This is a genomic window from Opitutaceae bacterium (assembly GCA_015075305.1).
Classification (GTDB): Bacteria; Verrucomicrobiota; Verrucomicrobiia; order Opitutales; family Opitutaceae; genus UBA6669.
This window is the reverse complement of record JABTUS010000011.1, coordinates 69365-85419: the sequence shown is the minus strand read 5'-3', so window position 1 is coordinate 85419 and position 16055 is coordinate 69365. Positions and strand designations below refer to the sequence as shown.

Sequence of the window (16055 nt, the reverse complement as noted above, 5' to 3'; positions counted from 1 at the left end):
CGCTAATCACGACTGGCTTCAAGCTGCAGCCCCTCACGTCTTGTTCATGGGATCATTGCAGGACTCATGCATGTTTTTTTGCGCATCACCGCGGTTCAACGTTTCTGCGTTGCCAAATTGCCGCTTGCGGTGCCACCGAGTTTTCCGTCTCTGGATCCGTGACCCTGCGGGCATCCACCAGAGCCGCCGTTTTCCCGGCGCTGCTTCTACTTTTTGCCGGCGTTTGGGCGCTTCGTCGTCCGGATGCCTTCACCAATCCTCAGTTCTGGGCGGAGGATTTCATGTTCCTGCAGGAGGCGGAAACAAACCTGTTCGCCAGCTTTCTGCAGCCGATGGCTGGATACCTGCATCTGCTTCCCCGCGCCATTGCCTTCCTGGGTGTCTACCTCGATCCGGCAATGCAGCCAGGCTGGTATCTTGCCGCCTGCCTCATGATCACCGCGGTGGTCGGGAACACCTGCCTGTCGGAACGTAATCCAATGGCGTGCAGATACCTCCTGCCACTGGTGATTGCAGTCATACCTCACACCGGGGAGGTTCCTCTCAATCCAACCAATCTGCAATGGATCACCGCACTGGGCCTGCTGGTCACTGCGGTAAAAGACGACCCCTGCACAATCATGCAATGGGTGTCGGATGTATTCTTTGTGGTGATCGTTGGGCTCACCGGCCCATTCATCCTTTTCGTCGTGCCTCTGCTGGTGTTTCGTTCCATTGCGCGCCGCACGCTGCGTTCACATGTCCTGCTCGGACTCGGGATCATGGTCTCCCTGGCCCAGATCTGGTTTCTCTACTCCACCCTGGCGAGATCAGAGGGACCGCAGACGGTTGACGCGCTCAAGGTGTTTGCCGTGGTTTCGAAGCGACTTTTCGCCTGCACGCTGCTGGGTCCGGCGTCCGCCGGCATGAATGAACATGCCGCGATTCTCGCCGGGGCTGCCATGCTGGCCTACCTGATGGTCTCAATCCACAGGATGCGGAGCGGACGCACGGTGTATTTTCTCCTATTGGCCACCATGATGGCCATCGTCCTGGCGTCCGGATTCACGAAACGATTCGATGTCTGGGACCTCATGGACACCCAAAACGGAGACCGCTACTTTTTCATCCCAAAGGTGGTCATGGTGTGGATCATGATCGGCATCATCGCCCGAGGATCCCAACCCTGGGTCTATCTGCCCAGCATGGCGCTGATTTCCACGGGACTCCTCCTCAACATCGGCAACTTCCGTTTCGCTCCGTATCGGAACGATGGATGGTACGAAGCATGCAAGGACATCAGGCAATTCAAGGAAGTGTCCGTTACCATCAATCCGGACTGGACCTTCAACTACACACGGCGGGCCCCAATCATGTTTCCACGTCACTCATGGCCTGCACAGCGTCAGTGACTGCACGGGAATGGCTGCACTGATCAATGGAGCCGCGGGAGGCGCTCAGGCGACAATCCGGAACCTGCGTTTCGTCTTTGTGCGGTATTGCACGCCATTCTTCAGCGAGAGCGCGAGTCCAAGGGTTGCCGATTCGCCCCGGGCGACTCCCAAGTCACTCACAGGGATGGTGAATCCGGTGCGCTCGGTCTGAGGGATGCCCAGAACGGTCGATACGTCCGACCTTTCATACAGCACGTCGGTCTCACCAACCAACCGGCCGTCGGCGACGATTTGGACGCTCCTGATCTCCTCCTTCAGCTTCGGGAACCATATCCACCCGTGAACTATGACCCCCTTTGAGCTTGCTTCACCATCCTCCTTGGGGCTGTCGATGTAGGCGTGATTCTCGGGTTCAATCGCATCGACGATAACCCCCTCGAATGGATCGTCGCCCGTGTTCTTCAGGATTGCGACTGATTGCCCGAGCGTGCCGGTGCCTGATACGATTCCGCCGTTTTCGAACCGGACATCGCTCGTCAGGGGAATGTAATTCTCGTCGCCGTCGAATATCTTCAACAGCCCCAGTCCGGCGTGCTTCGCCCAGGCGGCTATTCCGTCACGCGAGACGAATTGATTGAGATGCTTGTCCGGACGGATATCCTCCACTGAAACGCGAAACTGATGCCAGTGGGACGGTATCCGAAATTCCAGGAACGACATCACCATGATGCCGCCCCTGCGGAGCGTGCGGCGCGCTTCGAGGAAGTACTTGAAGGTTTCCTCGTGTGTGAGGTGGGTGAACACGGAGAAGAAGCACACGAAATCCGCCGATGCGTCTCCTGCCGGAATCCCAATGCCGTTGGTGTGTTCAAACCGCCAATCCGGTCGCTTGCAGAGCGACGCGGCATGTTCCAGCAATTCAGGCACGACGTCGCAACCCAGGTAGGACATGCCCCGATACGGCGCCAATTGGAACGCGAGCCTGCCGCTGCCGCAGCCAACATCAATGACCGCATGATCTTCCTTTAAACCGAGGCTGATCAAGAGGTCCTTCTCGAGCTTGCCGATGGCGGAAAACTCGCCACCGACAGCCTGGGAGTAAATTGTATCGTCACCGTGCTTCTTTGCCAGGGTGTCGAAGTGTTCCCGGTACTCTTCGAGTGACTGCGATTTTTCATGTGTCATGGTAATCCTGTATGCGTGCCGGCGGAGATTGGCCTGCTCGACAGCCTCAATCCGTCTGCGACAACACCTTCCGCAGCACGGGTCTCACTTTGCGTGCGAGCACACGGTTGGCGTAACCAATCCAAGCCACGGGCGACGTTGTGTCCAGCGGACACTTCAGGGGCCGGCCTGACGGACCTTCCACGACGCGGCGCAGGCCGGCGGCCTGCCGGGCGCGGGCAGCCGTCACGGCGGCATGAATGTCGTCGTGGAGGCCTCCCAACAGGCGTCGTGCGAGCAGGAAATCGGCGCGGGTCATATACGCGGGATTGAACCCACGAAGCCCTATCAGATCAATCCGCTGCAAGGCTGAAAGTGCCCGTCATCGGCAAAAAATGCGGCCCTTTTCGCGGCCTTGCACTCATCCTCCGGGGCATCAAGCTGATGCGCTCATGTCCAACCCCACGCCTCCGTCGTCAGACGAAACGGTGCACAGCGATTCGTTTCTTCGCACACTCATGCGCCGGCAACTCCAGCTCTCCGTGGCATGCGCCGCGGCGTTTCTTGTCCTGTTGATCGGACTTCCGCTCGCCAATTACCTTGCTCCGGGCCTGATGGCGACGCGTGTCGCGGGATTCACTCTGAGCTGGCTGATCCTTGGGGTGCTGTTCTTCCCGTTTGTCTGGGTGATCTCCTATGTCTTCATCCGACGCTCGATCGCCCTCGAGGAGGATGAAGTGACGGCTGTCAGGACCTCAAACCGTCGCTGATCCATGTCGACACACATGCTTTCCCCTGGCGGCTGTGGACTCCCCGTGGCGTTTCTCGGCGGCGTCGATCCGTGGATCTTTGCGTTCTCGTTCGTCACCGTCGTTGTGACGATTTGGATGGGCTTTCGCTCGGCGAAAACCTCCAAGACCGCCAGCGACTTCTTTGTCGCCGGTCGCTCGGTTTCGGTCGGCTGGAATGCCTCCGCCATTTCCGGCGAGTACCTTTCAGCCGCCTCGTTCATGGGCATTGCCGGCATGGTGATGTCGTCGGGCTACGACGCCCTGTGGTATCCGGTGTGCTACGCCTGCGGGTACCTCTTTCTGCTGCTTTTCATTGCCGGACCTCTTCGCCGTTTTGGAGCCTACACGATTCCGGACTTCGCGGAGGGCAGGTTCGACTCGCCGCTCTTTCGCAAGATCGCCGTCTGCTTCGTCCTTTTTATCGGGTTCTTCTACACGATGCCGCAGATGAAGGGTGCGGGCACCACGCTGGCCTACATTTTTCCCGGAATGCACTACTCCATCGGGGTCATTCTCGTGGGTGCGGTGATCACGCTCAATGTCGCCCTTGGCGGCATGAAGGGCATCACCATCGTGCAGGCCTTCCAGTACTGGGCGAAGATGTTCGCGATAAGCGTGCCGGTGTTCGTGCTGATGTCGGTCTACGGCTTCTACGGCACGCATCTCGGCGCAAATTCCATTTCGACACCCGGGGCCGCGCCAGCCGCGGCGATTTCCAGCCTGGCTGCGACGGCGCAGGCGGCGCATGAAGTGAATCGGAAGCCGTTGGTTGAAAAAGCGCCTGGGGACGCGGGCTGGCTGGCGCCGTTTGGTCCGCTCACCACAAAGGCGGCGAAGGCCGCGGGGCTCAGCCAGGAGGAGTCCAGGCCGTACTCGCTGATCTACACCTATTCGCTGATCATCGCGCTCGTGTGCGGCACCGCCGGCCTGCCGCACATTCTCGTCCGTTTCTACACCAATCCCGACGGAGCCGCCGCCAAGCGGACCACCATGTGGGTCATGATCCTGATCGGCGTCTTCTATGTGTTTCCGCCGATTTTCGGCGTGCTGGGGCGGAATCTGCTTCCCGAGCTCTATGCCGGCGCCGGAGCGAAAGGCACCGACAAGATCGTCCTGGAACTGCCGCGTCTGCTCAATGAGCGCGGGGGTGTCTGGGGAAGCGTGCTGAGCGGCATCACCTGCGCGGGAGCCTTTGCCGCCTTCATGAGCACCTTCAGCGGACTGCTCGTTTCAATGACGGGGGCAGTCGCCCACGACATCTATGGCCGCATCCTGCGACCGCAGGCGACGCCCGCCCAGCGCCTCCGGATGTTCAAGTTTGCCGCGATCGGGATCGGGGGGATTTCAATCCTGCTCGGATGTCAGGTCGAGGCGCTCCAGATCAATTTCATGGTTGGCCAGGCCTTCGCCATCGCCGCGGCCAGCTATTTCCCGCTGCTCTTCATGAGCGTCTGGTGGCGGGGGATGACGATGAAGGGTGCCGCAGTTGGCATGCTTGGAGGCGGTGTCGCCGCGCTTTTCTGCACGACCATCATCAACCTCAGCGATCTGAAGATGGTCAGCATGACCGCTTTCTGGACAGCCAATCCGCTGATTCGAATTCTCTGCGAACAGCCGGCAATCTGGACCGTGCCGCTTGCCATTGTGCTGATGATCGTCGTTTCGAAGGCGACCGCCAGGGAAGCGCCGTCCGACGTGCGCATGAAGATGCTCGTTCTCCACGCCCCGGAAAAGCTCGGTCTCAAGCAGGAGTACATCCAGGAACACCAGGCTGGGATGGGCCACTGATCGCGGCAGCGGTCCCATGTGGCCACGGATGGTCCGGACGCAAGCCGGATGACGGACATGCCGAATCCGCACTGGAGCCAACCCAAACACCTCAATGGAGGGGCGCGCTCCGTCGTGTCCTGGGATCGTGAGTTCGACTCCGACCTCTCGAATCTTGAAATTTCGAGTCGTGCGCCCAAGGCGCACCATGCCTTCTGCCTCAATCCGTCGCAGCCGCTGCCAGCCGCTTTCGCCGCGCCCGTGTCAGCAACGGCGCCGCCTTGCTGAAATCGATGTCCTGCTCCCAGTCGGCGATGACGAACATGCCGACCGCGTTGCCGATGAAATTGGTGATCGCGCGGCATTCCGACATGAACCGATCCACGCCGAGGATCAGTGCCAGTCCCTCCACGGGAATGCTCCTCGTCGCCGCAAGGGTCGCCGCAAGCGTTACAAAACCGCTGCCCGTGACGCCCGCCGCGCCTTTTGATGTCAGCAACAGAATGCCCAGCAGCCCGATCTCCTGGACGAGGGAAAGATCCGTATTCGTCGCCTGGGCGATGAAGATCGCGGCCATTGTCAGATAGATCGAGGTTCCGTCGAGATTGAACGAATAGCCCGCTGGAATCACGATCCCCACCGACGACCTCGAACAGCCCGCCGCTTCCAGCTTGGTCATCAGCCCGGGCAGGGCTGACTCCGAGGACGACGTGCCCAGCACGATCAGCAGCTCCTCACGGATGTACACGAGGATGCGCCACAGGCTGAATCCGCGCGAATGGGCGATGATGCCGAGGACAACAAGGACAAAAAGCGCACTCGTGAGGTAGACGCAGGCGAGCAGCTTGCCGAGGGAGAGGAGCGTCGCGATGCCGTATTTTCCTATCGTGAAACCTATCGCGCCAAATGCGCCGATGGGGGCGAGCTTGGTCACGATGCCCACCATGGCAAAAAACGCCTGCGCCACATGGTTGATCAGCGTCGTCACCGCCTCCCCCGCGGGCCCCATGTGAGCCAGGCCAAAGCCGAAAAGGATGGAGATGAGCAGCACCTGGAGAATCTCGCCATGCGCAAAGGCCCCCAAAAACGCGTCGGGGATGATGTGGAGCAGAAACTCCACCGTGCTCTGCGATGCGGCCGCCTTGGTGTAGCTCGAGACCGCGCTGGCATCGAGTGTGGTCACGTCCGCATTGATGCCTGCACCGGGCTTCAGGAGGTTTGCCACCAGCAGGCCGATCGCCAGGGCGAAAGTCGTAACGACTTCGAAATAGAGCAGAGCTTTGCCACCGAGTCGCCCGATTTTCTTGAGGTCCCCCATGCCGGCGATCCCCGACACGATCGTGCAGAAGATGATTGGTGCGATCAGCATCTTCACCAGCTTGATGAAGCCGTCGCCCAAGGGCTTCAATTTCACCCCCAGTCCGGGATCCAACCAGCCCACAAGCACGCCCAGACCGATCGCCAGAAGTACTTGGAAATAGAGATGCTTGAAATATTTCATGCAGGCGGCGGACTAAGGGGCCATCGGCGTGGCGGTCATGCTGGCATCCCTGGTTGGCAGCCTGCCTGAAGCAACCGGACTATCGCTTCTGATGAGCGAGTTTGATCTTCAAGTTGCGCACGATCTCAGCGTGCACGGCGAGGTACTCAAAATAGGCGTTGAATCCCTCCATTTCGGACTCGTCCGTCGACAGGGCCTGCGAGGGAAACTTCAGATTCGCCTTGAGAATGCCCTCACGCGTATCGCCCCCCGTGATCTGGCGCCACCGCAGCACTTCGTTGTCATAGGCCATCCTGGCGGGGGTGCGCTTGCCGATGATGCGTGCGGCCGTTTCGGCATATTTTCGAAAAGTGGTCATGAACGCTTGTTTTCGGACACCGCCGGGAAGTCAAACGAAGAGATGGCCTCACCCTCTCCACACGCGAAGAAACTGACACTTCGACTCGCAGAACCGCAGGGTTTCCCTTGGACACCGTCCCGTGGACGTCAAAGGCAGGAGAACTCCGGATCGGGTTCCTGGCCGCCAGCGCAATGGCCCTAGTGTTCTGTTGCTGAAATGACTAGACTTAAAAGTCGTTATCGTTCAACCTGCAAGCATGAGCAGGAAACCGACGATTCTGACGGTCACGGCAGACCAACGTGGCGTTTTGGAGCGCTGGGTGGGCGCGCACGGTACGCCCCAGCAGGTGGTGAAGCGCTGCCGGATCATTTTGCGCAAGGCCGAAGGGCTGGACGATGCCACGATTGCGGAGGAGCTGGAGGTGAACCGGCACACCTGCCGGCTGTGGCGCCAGCGCTTGTGTCCGCAGGTCCAAGGATTGTGGGACGTGGCGAATGGCCGCGGGCGCAAGCCGCGCCGAGGGCTGGCGAAAGGATCGTCGAAGCGACGCTGCACACGAAGCCGCCGGGGCGGACGCACTGGAGCGCGCGAACCACGGCGAAGGCGCAGGGCGTGCGCGAGCACAGTCGCGCGTATCTGGCAGGAGCATGGGTTGCAGCCGCACCGACAGGGAGACGTTCAAACTCTCCCGCGATCCACAGTTTGTGCCCAAACTGCCTGATGTAGTGGGCGTTTATCTCAACCCACCGCAAAACGCGGTGGTGCTCTGCGTGGACGAGAAAAGCCAGATTCAGGCGCTGGATCGCACGCAACCAGACCTGCCGCTGAAGCGCGGTCGCTGCGGCACCGGACGGCGACTACGTGCGCCATGGCACGACCACGCTGTTTGCCGCATTGAACGTGGCCGCCGGCAAGATCAGCGGCCACTGCTTCCCGCGCCACCGGCACATCGAGTTCTGAAGTTCCTGCGACAAATCGACGCGGAATATGCCGAGGCGGACGAGCTCCATCTTATCGTCGACAATTACGGCACCCACAAACACGAGCGGGTGCAGCGTTGGCTCGCCCGGCGTCCACGCTTCAAACTGCACTTCATTCCCACCAGTTCGAGCTGGCTCAATCTGGTGGAGCGCTGGTTTGCCGAACTCACCGGCAAGGCGGTGCGTCGCGGCAGCTTCTCCAGTGTTCCCGATCTGATCAACCTCGATCACCCGCTTCATCGAGCAATGGAACCGGAGCCCACGCCATTTGTTTGGACCGCCAAGGCGGAGGACATCCTTGCCAGGATCGAACGCTGTCGTCGCCGGCTCGAGGCCATCCAGCCCGGTTGCACCCGGCGAAAGCCGCGCAAGAAGGCCGCATGATATATGTATAGTCATTTCCGCGACAGAACACTAGATGAAATTCAACGGATCGAACTTCTGACCGAGAATCTTGTCGGCAGGACAATCCAGCCAGCGGTTGAGAACGGTTGAATAAATCTGGCGAAAATCGGTGCTGAACGTGAGGTCTTGGTTGACGGGAAGATCGAGCTTTGGGGATGTGCCATGCAGGCTTCCCTTGATTTTCGAACCCATCACAAAAAGAGGTGCGGCGGTGCCGTGATCGGTGCCGTTGCTCTTGTTCTCGCTCGGACGGCGGCCGAATTCCGAGAAGGTCATCGTGAGCACCTGCGGGCCGAGCCCCTTGGCGTCGATGTCATGCTGAAACGCCGCCATTCCCTCGGACAGCGTCGTGAGCAGGCGCTCGTGGGTGGACTGCTGGCCGGCATGGGTGTCGAAGCTGCCAAGCGACACGAAATACACGCGTGTGGAAAGGCCTGCGGCGATGAGCGCGGCGACATTCTTCAGAGACTGGGCGAACTGGGACGCCGGATACTTGGATTCGGTTTTGTAGCGGCCGAGGAGCGCCTGGATGCGCTGTTCGGTGACGAGGGCGTCCATCATTGTGGCCCGCAGGAAACCCTCATTCGTTTCCATTCCCGCGTGATCGGATTCCGCGAGGCGCTTGAGCAGTGAAAGGTTGTTTCCATCGCGTCTGCCGGCGCGTCTCAGATTGCCCGAGAGGGTGAATGTCGGATGAGGATTCTCGCCAAGGAAGGACTGCGGCACTTCATTGCCGGAGTTCACCGCCACGGGGTCGCCTCCCTTGGCATCCGGCCGGCCTGCGCAGGTGTTGTCGAGGTAGCGTCCGATCCAGCCGGTGGCGTCGTTCTTGTCGGAATCGCTGGCGGATTCCCAAATTTCGGTGGATCGGAAGTGGCTGCGGTTGGGATTCGGGTAGCCGACATTCTGGACGATGCCGAGTTTGCCTTCCGTCACAAGTTTGCCCAGCGGCGCGCAACTGGGATGGAAACCGAGGAGGTCGTTGATGGGCAGCACGTCCTTCTTCTTCAGTCCAAGCGTGGGGCGCAGCCGGTAGTAGTTGGCGTCCTCATAGGGCACGACGGTGTTGAGGCCGTCATTTCCGCCGGCGAGCTGAATGAGCACGAGGATGGTGCGGTCCTTCTCGGGTGCGGGCGCGGCGTTGAGCGAGGATTGGACAAGGAATGCCGGCGCAAAGCGGCTGAACGCGAGCAGGCCGATTCCGCTTCCTCCCATGCGGAGAAATTCACGACGGGTGGCGGGCAGTTTTGAGGAAAGCGTGTTGTTCATGACTGTTGGGAATAGTCCGGATTGACGGGAGGGTTGCGTTGTCAGCAGAGCTGATATTCCGGTGTCTCGAGGATCGCAATGGTTGCTCCGCGAATGCGACCGACACCGGACGGACCCTTGAGGAAACTCCGGAGAGCCGCATGGTATTCCTTGTCCGGCACCGTGGGAAGAAAGCGCGCGGCAAGGCGATTCACCGTGGCATCGACATCGGGCGCCTCGAATTTGCGCAGATAATCCTCGTCCACCGTGAAGCGCGAATAACCCGCTGCGCGGGCGGCCTTCAGCGCCGCCTTGTCGTCGGCATTGATGCGATCCTCGTCGAGCGGAGCGAACAGAAACTGCACGAGCAGCCGTCGCGCGGCGAGGGTTGAGGAGTTGATCCAGAGCTTGCCGCCCACCCAGCCGCGGACATTCGGGGGATTGAACGGCTGCTGCCCCATCTGCCGCAGCGGAAGCAGCGTCGTGCGAGCCATTGGTGCGACGTCGAGCTGCAGATCCTGCAGCAGCCCCAGTTGATAGTGGATGGGGCTCTTGATGTAATTGGCCCGGTAGGCGGGGTGATAAAAAACGGCCGATGAAAAATACCGGTGGCAGAGATCCCGGAGGTTGTATTTGCGCTCCTTCCACCAGGCGCCGAGCGGAGCAAAAAACGCCGCGTCGGGAACCTCGTCGGTGAGGTAGAATCGCGTCATTTCGCGCGGAAGGAAAGTCCCGGCGGCCGGCTGGCCGTAGATGAGATCGATGACATCGTCGCCATTGAACCGCCCGGTATGGCCGAAAATTGTCTTGGGTCCGTCGTCGTGCTGTTTGCGATCGAATCGGAATTCCTCGCGGGCCATCCGGTAGCCGGTGAAGGCCCGCGCAGCCTGCTTGATGTCCGTTTCGGTGTAGTTGCCCTGGCCGAGGGTGAAGAGCTCCATGAGCTCGCGGGCGAAATTCTCGTTTGGCGCCTGCCTGACGCTGCGCTGGAGGTCGAGGTAGATGATCATCGCGACCGAGCGCGAGACCGCCTTCGTCAGCGCGGGCGCCGGGCCGAGCGCGCCCTGCCGGAGCGTGTCATAGTGGTCGAAGATGAGGCTGGCGCCCCTCACCTTTTCGACGCCGACGACGTAGACATCCCCGAGGAAAAGGAGCCACTTCTCAAACGCGGAGTTGGCCGGGGTGGCGGCCTGCTGGAGCCAGGCCAGGGACAGCTCGATGTTGGCCAGGCGGGAAACCTCCCGATGTTCGCGCGCAATCTCGCGCCGCTGCATTTCGGTCGGCGCAGCCTTGGCCCGCTCACGAAAATCAGTCGCGCGTTCACGCTCATCCCGGACCAGTCTGGGTCTTTCAAAAGCCGGCGGCTTCGCGGGGAAAAGGCGATCCAGCGTGCCCGCGAGCCCCTCGCTCACCGCCCTCGCGACCGCCTCCGGGTGGGCGCTCCATCCTGCGCGGCGGAGCAGATGGCGGGCGGTTTCTTCATTCCATTGGGACTTCGGAAGAGGCTCCCAGGCCTGGGTGGGTGACAGGGGCGGTTGCATGGGAAGTTGGATGATCTTCAGGGATATGACGCCGGAGGTGGCGGCGGGTTACAGACCGGCCGACCTGCACAGCCTTGCAGTCTGCATGCGGGCTGCAATCCCGTAGCAGGCTTTGGCGCCCGCCTATTCGGACATACATGTCCAGATAAGCACGAGCCATGCGGAGCCCGCGCGATTTCCGCCATGAAATCCGGATTCGCCCGGTTCAGCGGTGCTGCGTCGAGGCCCGCTCTCCCTGCCCCGTGGGCTGACCGCGCTGGTAGAGCGCGATCTGATCCGTGCCTGGAATTCTTGTCTCGGGAATCCCTGCGCCTGGACGTTCGACAAGCCGGTACCAGAGCTGCGGCGCGTGTGCGGTGCCCAGTGCACCCCAGTGGCCGAGTCGCTTGTAGAAGGTGTCGACGTTGCTCACGAGATAGTCGCGGCAGTTTTCGATGGTGAACAGGGAATAGCCGCGCGAGGCCATGATATTGCCGGAGAGCCCGAATATGCGTATGTTCTCGCACTGCCTCATCGTGAGCACGCCAAAATCGCCCTCCGTCCTCATCGAATAGACCTCGATGTTCCGGGCGTCGTGGTACTCCATCAATGTCGTGCCCCGGCCGTGTTCGGCTTCCAGCATGTAGAATGACAGGGGTTCCCGCGTGCCCTCAATGCGCAGGTGCCGGTAGTCGGGCCCCTGGGACCACCAATGCAGCAGCACCGTCGTGAACCAGCGCCCGCCTCCCGAGCCCTCGATGCGCACCATGGGGTGATTCATTGGTGGCGCATGCGGATGCCATTTCTCGCGGATGGGATAGACGCTTCTGACAATCGATCGTCGGCCAGCCCGCCAGCGGAGGGCATAGACGCAGGGATTGCGAACCGGCACCAGCAGCCGCACGAAAGCCAGCACGGTTTCGGCTGAGGCATCGTCATCGGTTTCAACCAGGGGAGCGGGATTGTCAGGGTCGCCGAAAGCCACTGATTCAGGCAATGCCGTGATGGTCGCCTGAATGTTGCCCACGCCGATCAGCTTCGTCCGGGGATGCAACCGCAGGGGCTTGGACACGGCATAGACGCCCTGCGGGAGAAAAACGATCTCATGCGCATCGATGGCCGCCTGCAATGCGGGGCCGTCGTCGTGCCTGCCGTCTCCTCTGGCTCCAAACGGAGCGGCCATGACGTTCACCGCACCAGGCGTCGTCCGGGAGGGAAACGGCTGGGACCACAGGTGCCGCCGCCAAAGCGCCTCGCGATCGGGCGGTTCGTCGAGCGGCCGGGCCTTCGTCGCCAGCGCACTCCTGACGCCATCGATCCAGACTTCGTCGGTGTGCATGCCCTTGCCCGCGAGGGAGTGCAGCGGCAGGGTGGCGGGTGCGGCGAGTTCCTCGATGTGCAGCCACCCGCGCTCTCGGCCAGGCAGCTTCACCGCATTCTGGACCTCCACGGCAACCGCCGCGTTGGCGATCCAGACATTTGAAATCACAACCGTACGATTCGCACGAATCGCCGGCCCAGGCCGCGAGAGTTCAATCGCGACATCGACCAGATTGATTGCGCCGTTGGAACTCTCCGGCACCGGCACATCGACCCGAATGCCCGCGCCCACAATCGTCGCCCCCACAACGGTGAGCGGACCGCGTCCATCGTAGAGGATGGCCTCCTCCGTCTGCCCGTTCAGCCGCAATCCACTCATGACCGGGCTGGGCTGACTGGCCCGCATGCCCGTGTTTGTCTCGCGAACAAACATGCCATAGCGCCCGCCTTGGATGGCTACCCCGTGAATGCCGCCTCCCGATCCCGGCGCGGTCTGGATGCCAGCAAACGCCCCCGTTGCATCTATGGACACATCCTCGATCACGGAGCCCTCCGCGCCTTCATGATGAATGGCCACAGCGCCTGGATTGCCGCGGCCGAGTTCGAAATCCACGTCGACGATCATCTGGTTGAAATTGATGCTCGGCTGGGGCTTGCCCTTGAACGTCTCATCCCACGCCCGAGCCCACAGGTGAACCAAGGGCTTGGGCTTTTCCGGATTGGAGAATCCCTTGGACCCATTGGCCAGAACCAGCACAGCGCGCCTTCCTTCCGCCGGTCCGCGCAGCACGCAGGGATACTCAAACGACGCCGTTGCCACCCAGGCATCCGCAAAACCCTCGTAGGGCCAGGAATCCCAGGCCACCTCGCCTTGAACGCCCTCTATTGTATCTGAGACGAGATAGCGCCCCGCCGGGAGATGGGCGATCAGCTGGGCGTCGCGCGCATCCTTGACAGCCTGCTGGAGTGCGGCGGTCGAATCGCGATGGCCGGTGGGATCCGCCGAATAGGGCGCGGCGGTGACGTCCAGCAATCCGAGGGCGAGAAGCTCCTTGTTGCCCGCCCGTTCCCGTACATGGCGACCGGTCGCCTCGACAACGCTGACCGTGCGTCTGAATGCGTCCTGCGGCGATGGGGGCTGCGCGATCAGTCCGCCCCCAGGCATGCAAAGGATCGCCGCAAGGCCTTGAATCAACCAACGGAGCCTTCCGGGCATTGCGTGCAACACGGATGAGCGACTGAGCAACGATGAATATCTCGGTGTCATTGGGAGAGGATGAGTGTCACGGGGAGCGGGTGCGGAGCTGCATTTGGAAACGTCACACGCGGGTTGCGCGGTGGGTTCGTTTCGGCATTGGCATCAAACGCCGGCACTTTAGCTCGCGATCCACCCCGCAACCATCCCCGAAAACACGTGGGATGCCACTGTGCGAGCTCAATCAATCCGTCGATCGGTAGTCCGACGGCGAGCGGGCATGGAGTGTGCGCAGGGCGCGGGTGAGGCCCTTTGCGCCGCCAAAGCCACACGCGTAGCCGACCTCCTTCACGCTCATCCGGCTTTCGCGGAGCATGACGATGGCGCGCTGGGTGCGGCACCAGCGAATCTCCGCCGATGGGCTGCGTTCGTGGGCGGTTGAAAAGTGCCGCTCCAGCGTTCGCAGGGCGGTGCCGGTCTCTCGTGCGACAGCTGCGGCGTCGATCGGCCGGTGACAATTCAACCAGATGAATTCGAGCGCCTGATCCACCGATGGCTGGCCGGTCGCGGCGGGCCCGGCTGGATCGTCGTTCGTGGCACGGTCCTCAAGCGCATGGGCCAGCACCTCAAACACCCGGCTTTCCACGAGCAGGCTGTTCCTTTCCGCAGTCGCACGCAGCCGGGTCAGCGCGCGCTGGCAGGCCGCCGGATCGCCCAGGCGGCGCAGGCATGCGGAGCGGGGGAAAATTCCCTTTGCGCGCAGGCGATGCAGGTATTCGCCGTTGATCGTGCACCATGCCTCCGCCCACCCGGTACCGCGTCCCGGCCGGTAGCGGTGCCACTGCCCCGGCGGAAGCAGCAGCACCTCTCCCGCACGCCAGGGAAGCCGGCCCAGCCGCCGATCCTCATACTCACCCTCGCCGCGCGAGATGAGGACAACGGCAAAGTCCCCCAGTACACGGCCGCGTTCCCAATGAAAATCATAGTCCTCCGGGTGGCCTGGATGCGGGTAGGTTTCGCCCGGGTCGTAGTCAGCCACTCCCCAACCGGTGACATAAAGTTCTCTTCGAATATCGGCACCGGCCAGCGGCAGGTAGGCGAATTCGTTGCGACGGACGCGAGGCATTCTGCTCGGGAGAATTGCGGTTTTCCCTGCAGGAGCACGTCCGAAATCGATCCGGGATTGGGAGGATTGGAAAAGGAAGGGAAAGCGTGAAGTTGGGATGGAGATTGAATGCAGAATGAACCGGCGCGGCGACGCGGTGGCCGAACCCTGGGCATGACAAAGCATGCCCCTGCTATGAAGCCGAAATGGGCAAGCGAAAAAAGCTACGCCCTTCGCACGCTGTGGACGTGCGTTGAAAAAGGAATTGGGATTGTGGCGCCGGGGACGTTCTCCGCCGCTGACACGTCAGCGCAACTGACGGTCCAACCTGCTATCAAAGCGCGTGATGTGCGCCGTTAAGATGACTTATGCGGAAAGAGTAGTGGCGGAGACAAAGCGGCTCGATCTCAAGACAGGGTTCACCAAGGGCATGACGAACACACTCCGCCCCGCCACCAAAGTCCCATTTAGGCGCTCAACCCACTTTCAGGCCCAGCTGTTCGGGCGTGCAGCGACCGGTGTGGATGCGCCATAAATCGATTGCGAGCCGTCGCGCGACTGCGACCACGGCTCGTTTGCGTGCACGGGCGCCGAGCGCCCGGCGCAGTTTTTCAGCGGAGGGTAGTCGGGCTGCCAGCGCAGCAGACGCCGAGCGGCCTCGACGAGCAGGTGACGCATTCGAGGGTTTCCGTGCTTGGAGATGCTGCCCTGACGGCGACGTGTCCCCGTCGAGTACTCACTCGGGCACAATCCGCTGTACCCTCCCACCTTCGACGACCGCCAAAGCGGGCCCAATCACACCTCCATTCCAGGAGTGTGTTCGTGAGCAGACCCAGTCCTTTCACCAGAATCTGTTTCTCGCCCATACTCTCAACCCGCTTGGTCCACGCTTCTATCTCGGATTCAAAATGCAGCGCTTGACGCTGCGGGTCTCTATCCGTGCGCGCAGCTCCGGCGGCAATGTCTTCGCCAGCTCACTCCGGTGCCTTGGGATGCCACCAGTCTGGATCCGCCTGCACACCGGCGGTCAGCATCAAGCCGTGACCCCGCACCACACAGCGCTGGCGCTCCTTCACCAGCATTCCCCGTTGCCGACCCAACGCTCGAGTCTCTTCCTGTTCCTCCGTCGGAACGTACACCACCGAAAAGGCAGTGGTGCTGCCTCGCAGGTATCGGTCCAGCGCATCACAGATCTCCCGGGCATCCCTGCGATCAGTCTTCACACGCCTGCCTTCCGCGTCCCATTTCGAGGCACGATCACCCGATTGCGCGCTCCCATCTGGATCAACTTGCGATGCAACCCGTATCCGCACGGTCCGGCCTCGTAGCAACTCTCCACACGGTGT

At 61.5% G+C, this 16055-nt stretch carries 15 protein-coding genes; 5 read left to right on the top strand and 10 right to left on the bottom strand.

What is annotated here, in order from left to right; all coding sequences use genetic code 11:
- Nucleotides 1-158 precede the first annotated feature (158 nt).
- Nucleotides 159-1391 (top strand): hypothetical protein, encoded by a 1233-nt coding sequence (locus HS122_18900; protein ID MBE7540463.1) that lies wholly within the window; start codon nucleotides 159-161, stop codon nucleotides 1389-1391.
- Between the two features lie 45 nt (nucleotides 1392-1436).
- Here HS122_18900 and HS122_18895 read toward each other — a convergent pair whose 3' ends face one another.
- Both HS122_18895 and HS122_18890 read right to left on the bottom strand, forming a co-directional pair.
- The gene (locus tag HS122_18895) at nucleotides 1437-2558 is read right to left on the bottom strand and encodes a methyltransferase domain-containing protein (GenBank protein MBE7540462.1); all 1122 of its coding nucleotides are present in this window, start codon (nucleotides 2556-2558) and stop codon (nucleotides 1437-1439) included.
- Between the two features lie 46 nt (nucleotides 2559-2604).
- Nucleotides 2605-2856: a hypothetical protein gene (locus tag HS122_18890; protein ID MBE7540461.1), complete on the bottom strand. Its 252-nt coding sequence runs from the start codon at nucleotides 2854-2856 to the stop codon at nucleotides 2605-2607.
- 133 nt (nucleotides 2857-2989) lie between these two features.
- Between HS122_18890 and HS122_18885 the strand changes: the two genes are divergently transcribed.
- A complete protein-coding gene (locus tag HS122_18885; protein MBE7540460.1) occupies nucleotides 2990-3307 on the top strand; it encodes a DUF485 domain-containing protein in 318 nt (105 codons plus the stop codon).
- Nucleotides 3308-3310: 3 nt separating this feature from the next.
- Nucleotides 3311-5116, top strand: coding sequence for a cation acetate symporter (locus HS122_18880; protein ID MBE7540459.1), 1806 nt, complete (start codon nucleotides 3311-3313; stop codon nucleotides 5114-5116).
- A gap of 199 nt (nucleotides 5117-5315) precedes the next feature.
- On the opposite strand, the gene HS122_18875 is transcribed toward HS122_18880, so the two are convergent.
- Both HS122_18875 and HS122_18870 read right to left on the bottom strand, forming a co-directional pair.
- A complete protein-coding gene (locus HS122_18875) occupies nucleotides 5316-6596 on the bottom strand; it encodes a dicarboxylate/amino acid:cation symporter (protein ID MBE7540458.1) in 1281 nt (426 codons plus the stop codon).
- Between the two features lie 79 nt (nucleotides 6597-6675).
- On the bottom strand, nucleotides 6676-6954 hold the full coding sequence (locus HS122_18870; GenBank protein MBE7540457.1) for a hypothetical protein: 279 nt from the start codon (nucleotides 6952-6954) through the stop codon (nucleotides 6676-6678).
- Nucleotides 6955-7192: 238 nt separating this feature from the next.
- Between HS122_18870 and HS122_18865 the strand changes: the two genes are divergently transcribed.
- Nucleotides 7193-7657 (top strand): helix-turn-helix domain-containing protein, encoded by a 465-nt coding sequence (locus tag HS122_18865; protein ID MBE7540456.1) that lies wholly within the window; start codon nucleotides 7193-7195, stop codon nucleotides 7655-7657.
- Nucleotides 7584-8300 carry an IS630 family transposase gene (locus tag HS122_18860; GenBank protein MBE7540455.1) on the top strand — a complete coding sequence of 239 codons (717 nt, stop codon included), beginning with the start codon at nucleotides 7584-7586 and terminating at the stop codon, nucleotides 8298-8300. Before HS122_18865 ends, HS122_18860 begins: the two co-directional genes overlap by 74 nt.
- Before the next feature lie 30 nt (nucleotides 8301-8330).
- Here the strand turns inward: HS122_18860 and HS122_18855 are convergent, their stop codons facing one another.
- From HS122_18855 to HS122_18830, 6 genes are all read right to left on the bottom strand, one after another.
- Nucleotides 8331-9590 carry a DUF1501 domain-containing protein gene (locus HS122_18855; GenBank protein ID MBE7540454.1) on the bottom strand — a complete coding sequence of 420 codons (1260 nt, stop codon included), beginning with the start codon at nucleotides 9588-9590 and terminating at the stop codon, nucleotides 8331-8333.
- A gap of 41 nt (nucleotides 9591-9631) precedes the next feature.
- Nucleotides 9632-11110 carry a DUF1800 domain-containing protein gene (locus tag HS122_18850; GenBank protein MBE7540453.1) on the bottom strand — a complete coding sequence of 493 codons (1479 nt, stop codon included), beginning with the start codon at nucleotides 11108-11110 and terminating at the stop codon, nucleotides 9632-9634.
- A 205-nt stretch (nucleotides 11111-11315) separates the two neighbouring features.
- Complete coding sequence (locus HS122_18845) at nucleotides 11316-13625, bottom strand: hypothetical protein (protein MBE7540452.1); 2310 nt, start codon at nucleotides 13623-13625, stop codon at nucleotides 11316-11318.
- Nucleotides 13626-13848: 223 nt separating this feature from the next.
- Nucleotides 13849-14730 carry a helix-turn-helix transcriptional regulator gene (locus HS122_18840; protein MBE7540451.1) on the bottom strand — a complete coding sequence of 294 codons (882 nt, stop codon included), beginning with the start codon at nucleotides 14728-14730 and terminating at the stop codon, nucleotides 13849-13851.
- A 465-nt stretch (nucleotides 14731-15195) separates the two neighbouring features.
- Complete coding sequence (locus HS122_18835) at nucleotides 15196-15477, bottom strand: IS110 family transposase (protein MBE7540450.1); 282 nt, start codon at nucleotides 15475-15477, stop codon at nucleotides 15196-15198.
- 206 nt (nucleotides 15478-15683) lie between these two features.
- Nucleotides 15684-15932: a hypothetical protein gene (locus HS122_18830; protein MBE7540449.1), complete on the bottom strand. Its 249-nt coding sequence runs from the start codon at nucleotides 15930-15932 to the stop codon at nucleotides 15684-15686.
- Between the last annotated feature and the right edge of the window lie 123 nt (nucleotides 15933-16055).

Bases quoted from the DNA above. Each gene is read 5' to 3' on its own strand.
- HS122_18875 (MBE7540458.1), bottom strand. From the start codon at position 6,596: ATGAAATATTTCAAGCATCTCTATTTCCAAGTACTTCTGGCGATCGGT.
- HS122_18865 (MBE7540456.1), top strand. From the start codon at position 7,193: ATGAGCAGGAAACCGACGATTCTGACGGTCACGGCAGACCAACGTGGC.
- HS122_18890 (MBE7540461.1), bottom strand. From the start codon at position 2,856: ATGACCCGCGCCGATTTCCTGCTCGCACGACGCCTGTTGGGAGGCCTC.
- HS122_18845 (MBE7540452.1), bottom strand. From the start codon at position 13,625: ATGCCCGGAAGGCTCCGTTGGTTGATTCAAGGCCTTGCGGCGATCCTT.
- HS122_18860 (MBE7540455.1), top strand. From the start codon at position 7,584: ATGGGTTGCAGCCGCACCGACAGGGAGACGTTCAAACTCTCCCGCGAT.
- HS122_18895 (MBE7540462.1), bottom strand. From the start codon at position 2,558: ATGACACATGAAAAATCGCAGTCACTCGAAGAGTACCGGGAACACTTC.
- HS122_18885 (MBE7540460.1), top strand. From the start codon at position 2,990: ATGTCCAACCCCACGCCTCCGTCGTCAGACGAAACGGTGCACAGCGAT.
- HS122_18870 (MBE7540457.1), bottom strand. From the start codon at position 6,954: ATGACCACTTTTCGAAAATATGCCGAAACGGCCGCACGCATCATCGGC.
- HS122_18855 (MBE7540454.1), bottom strand. From the start codon at position 9,590: ATGAACAACACGCTTTCCTCAAAACTGCCCGCCACCCGTCGTGAATTT.
- HS122_18850 (MBE7540453.1), bottom strand. From the start codon at position 11,110: ATGCAACCGCCCCTGTCACCCACCCAGGCCTGGGAGCCTCTTCCGAAG.
- HS122_18880 (MBE7540459.1), top strand. From the start codon at position 3,311: ATGTCGACACACATGCTTTCCCCTGGCGGCTGTGGACTCCCCGTGGCG.
- HS122_18840 (MBE7540451.1), bottom strand. From the start codon at position 14,730: ATGCCTCGCGTCCGTCGCAACGAATTCGCCTACCTGCCGCTGGCCGGT.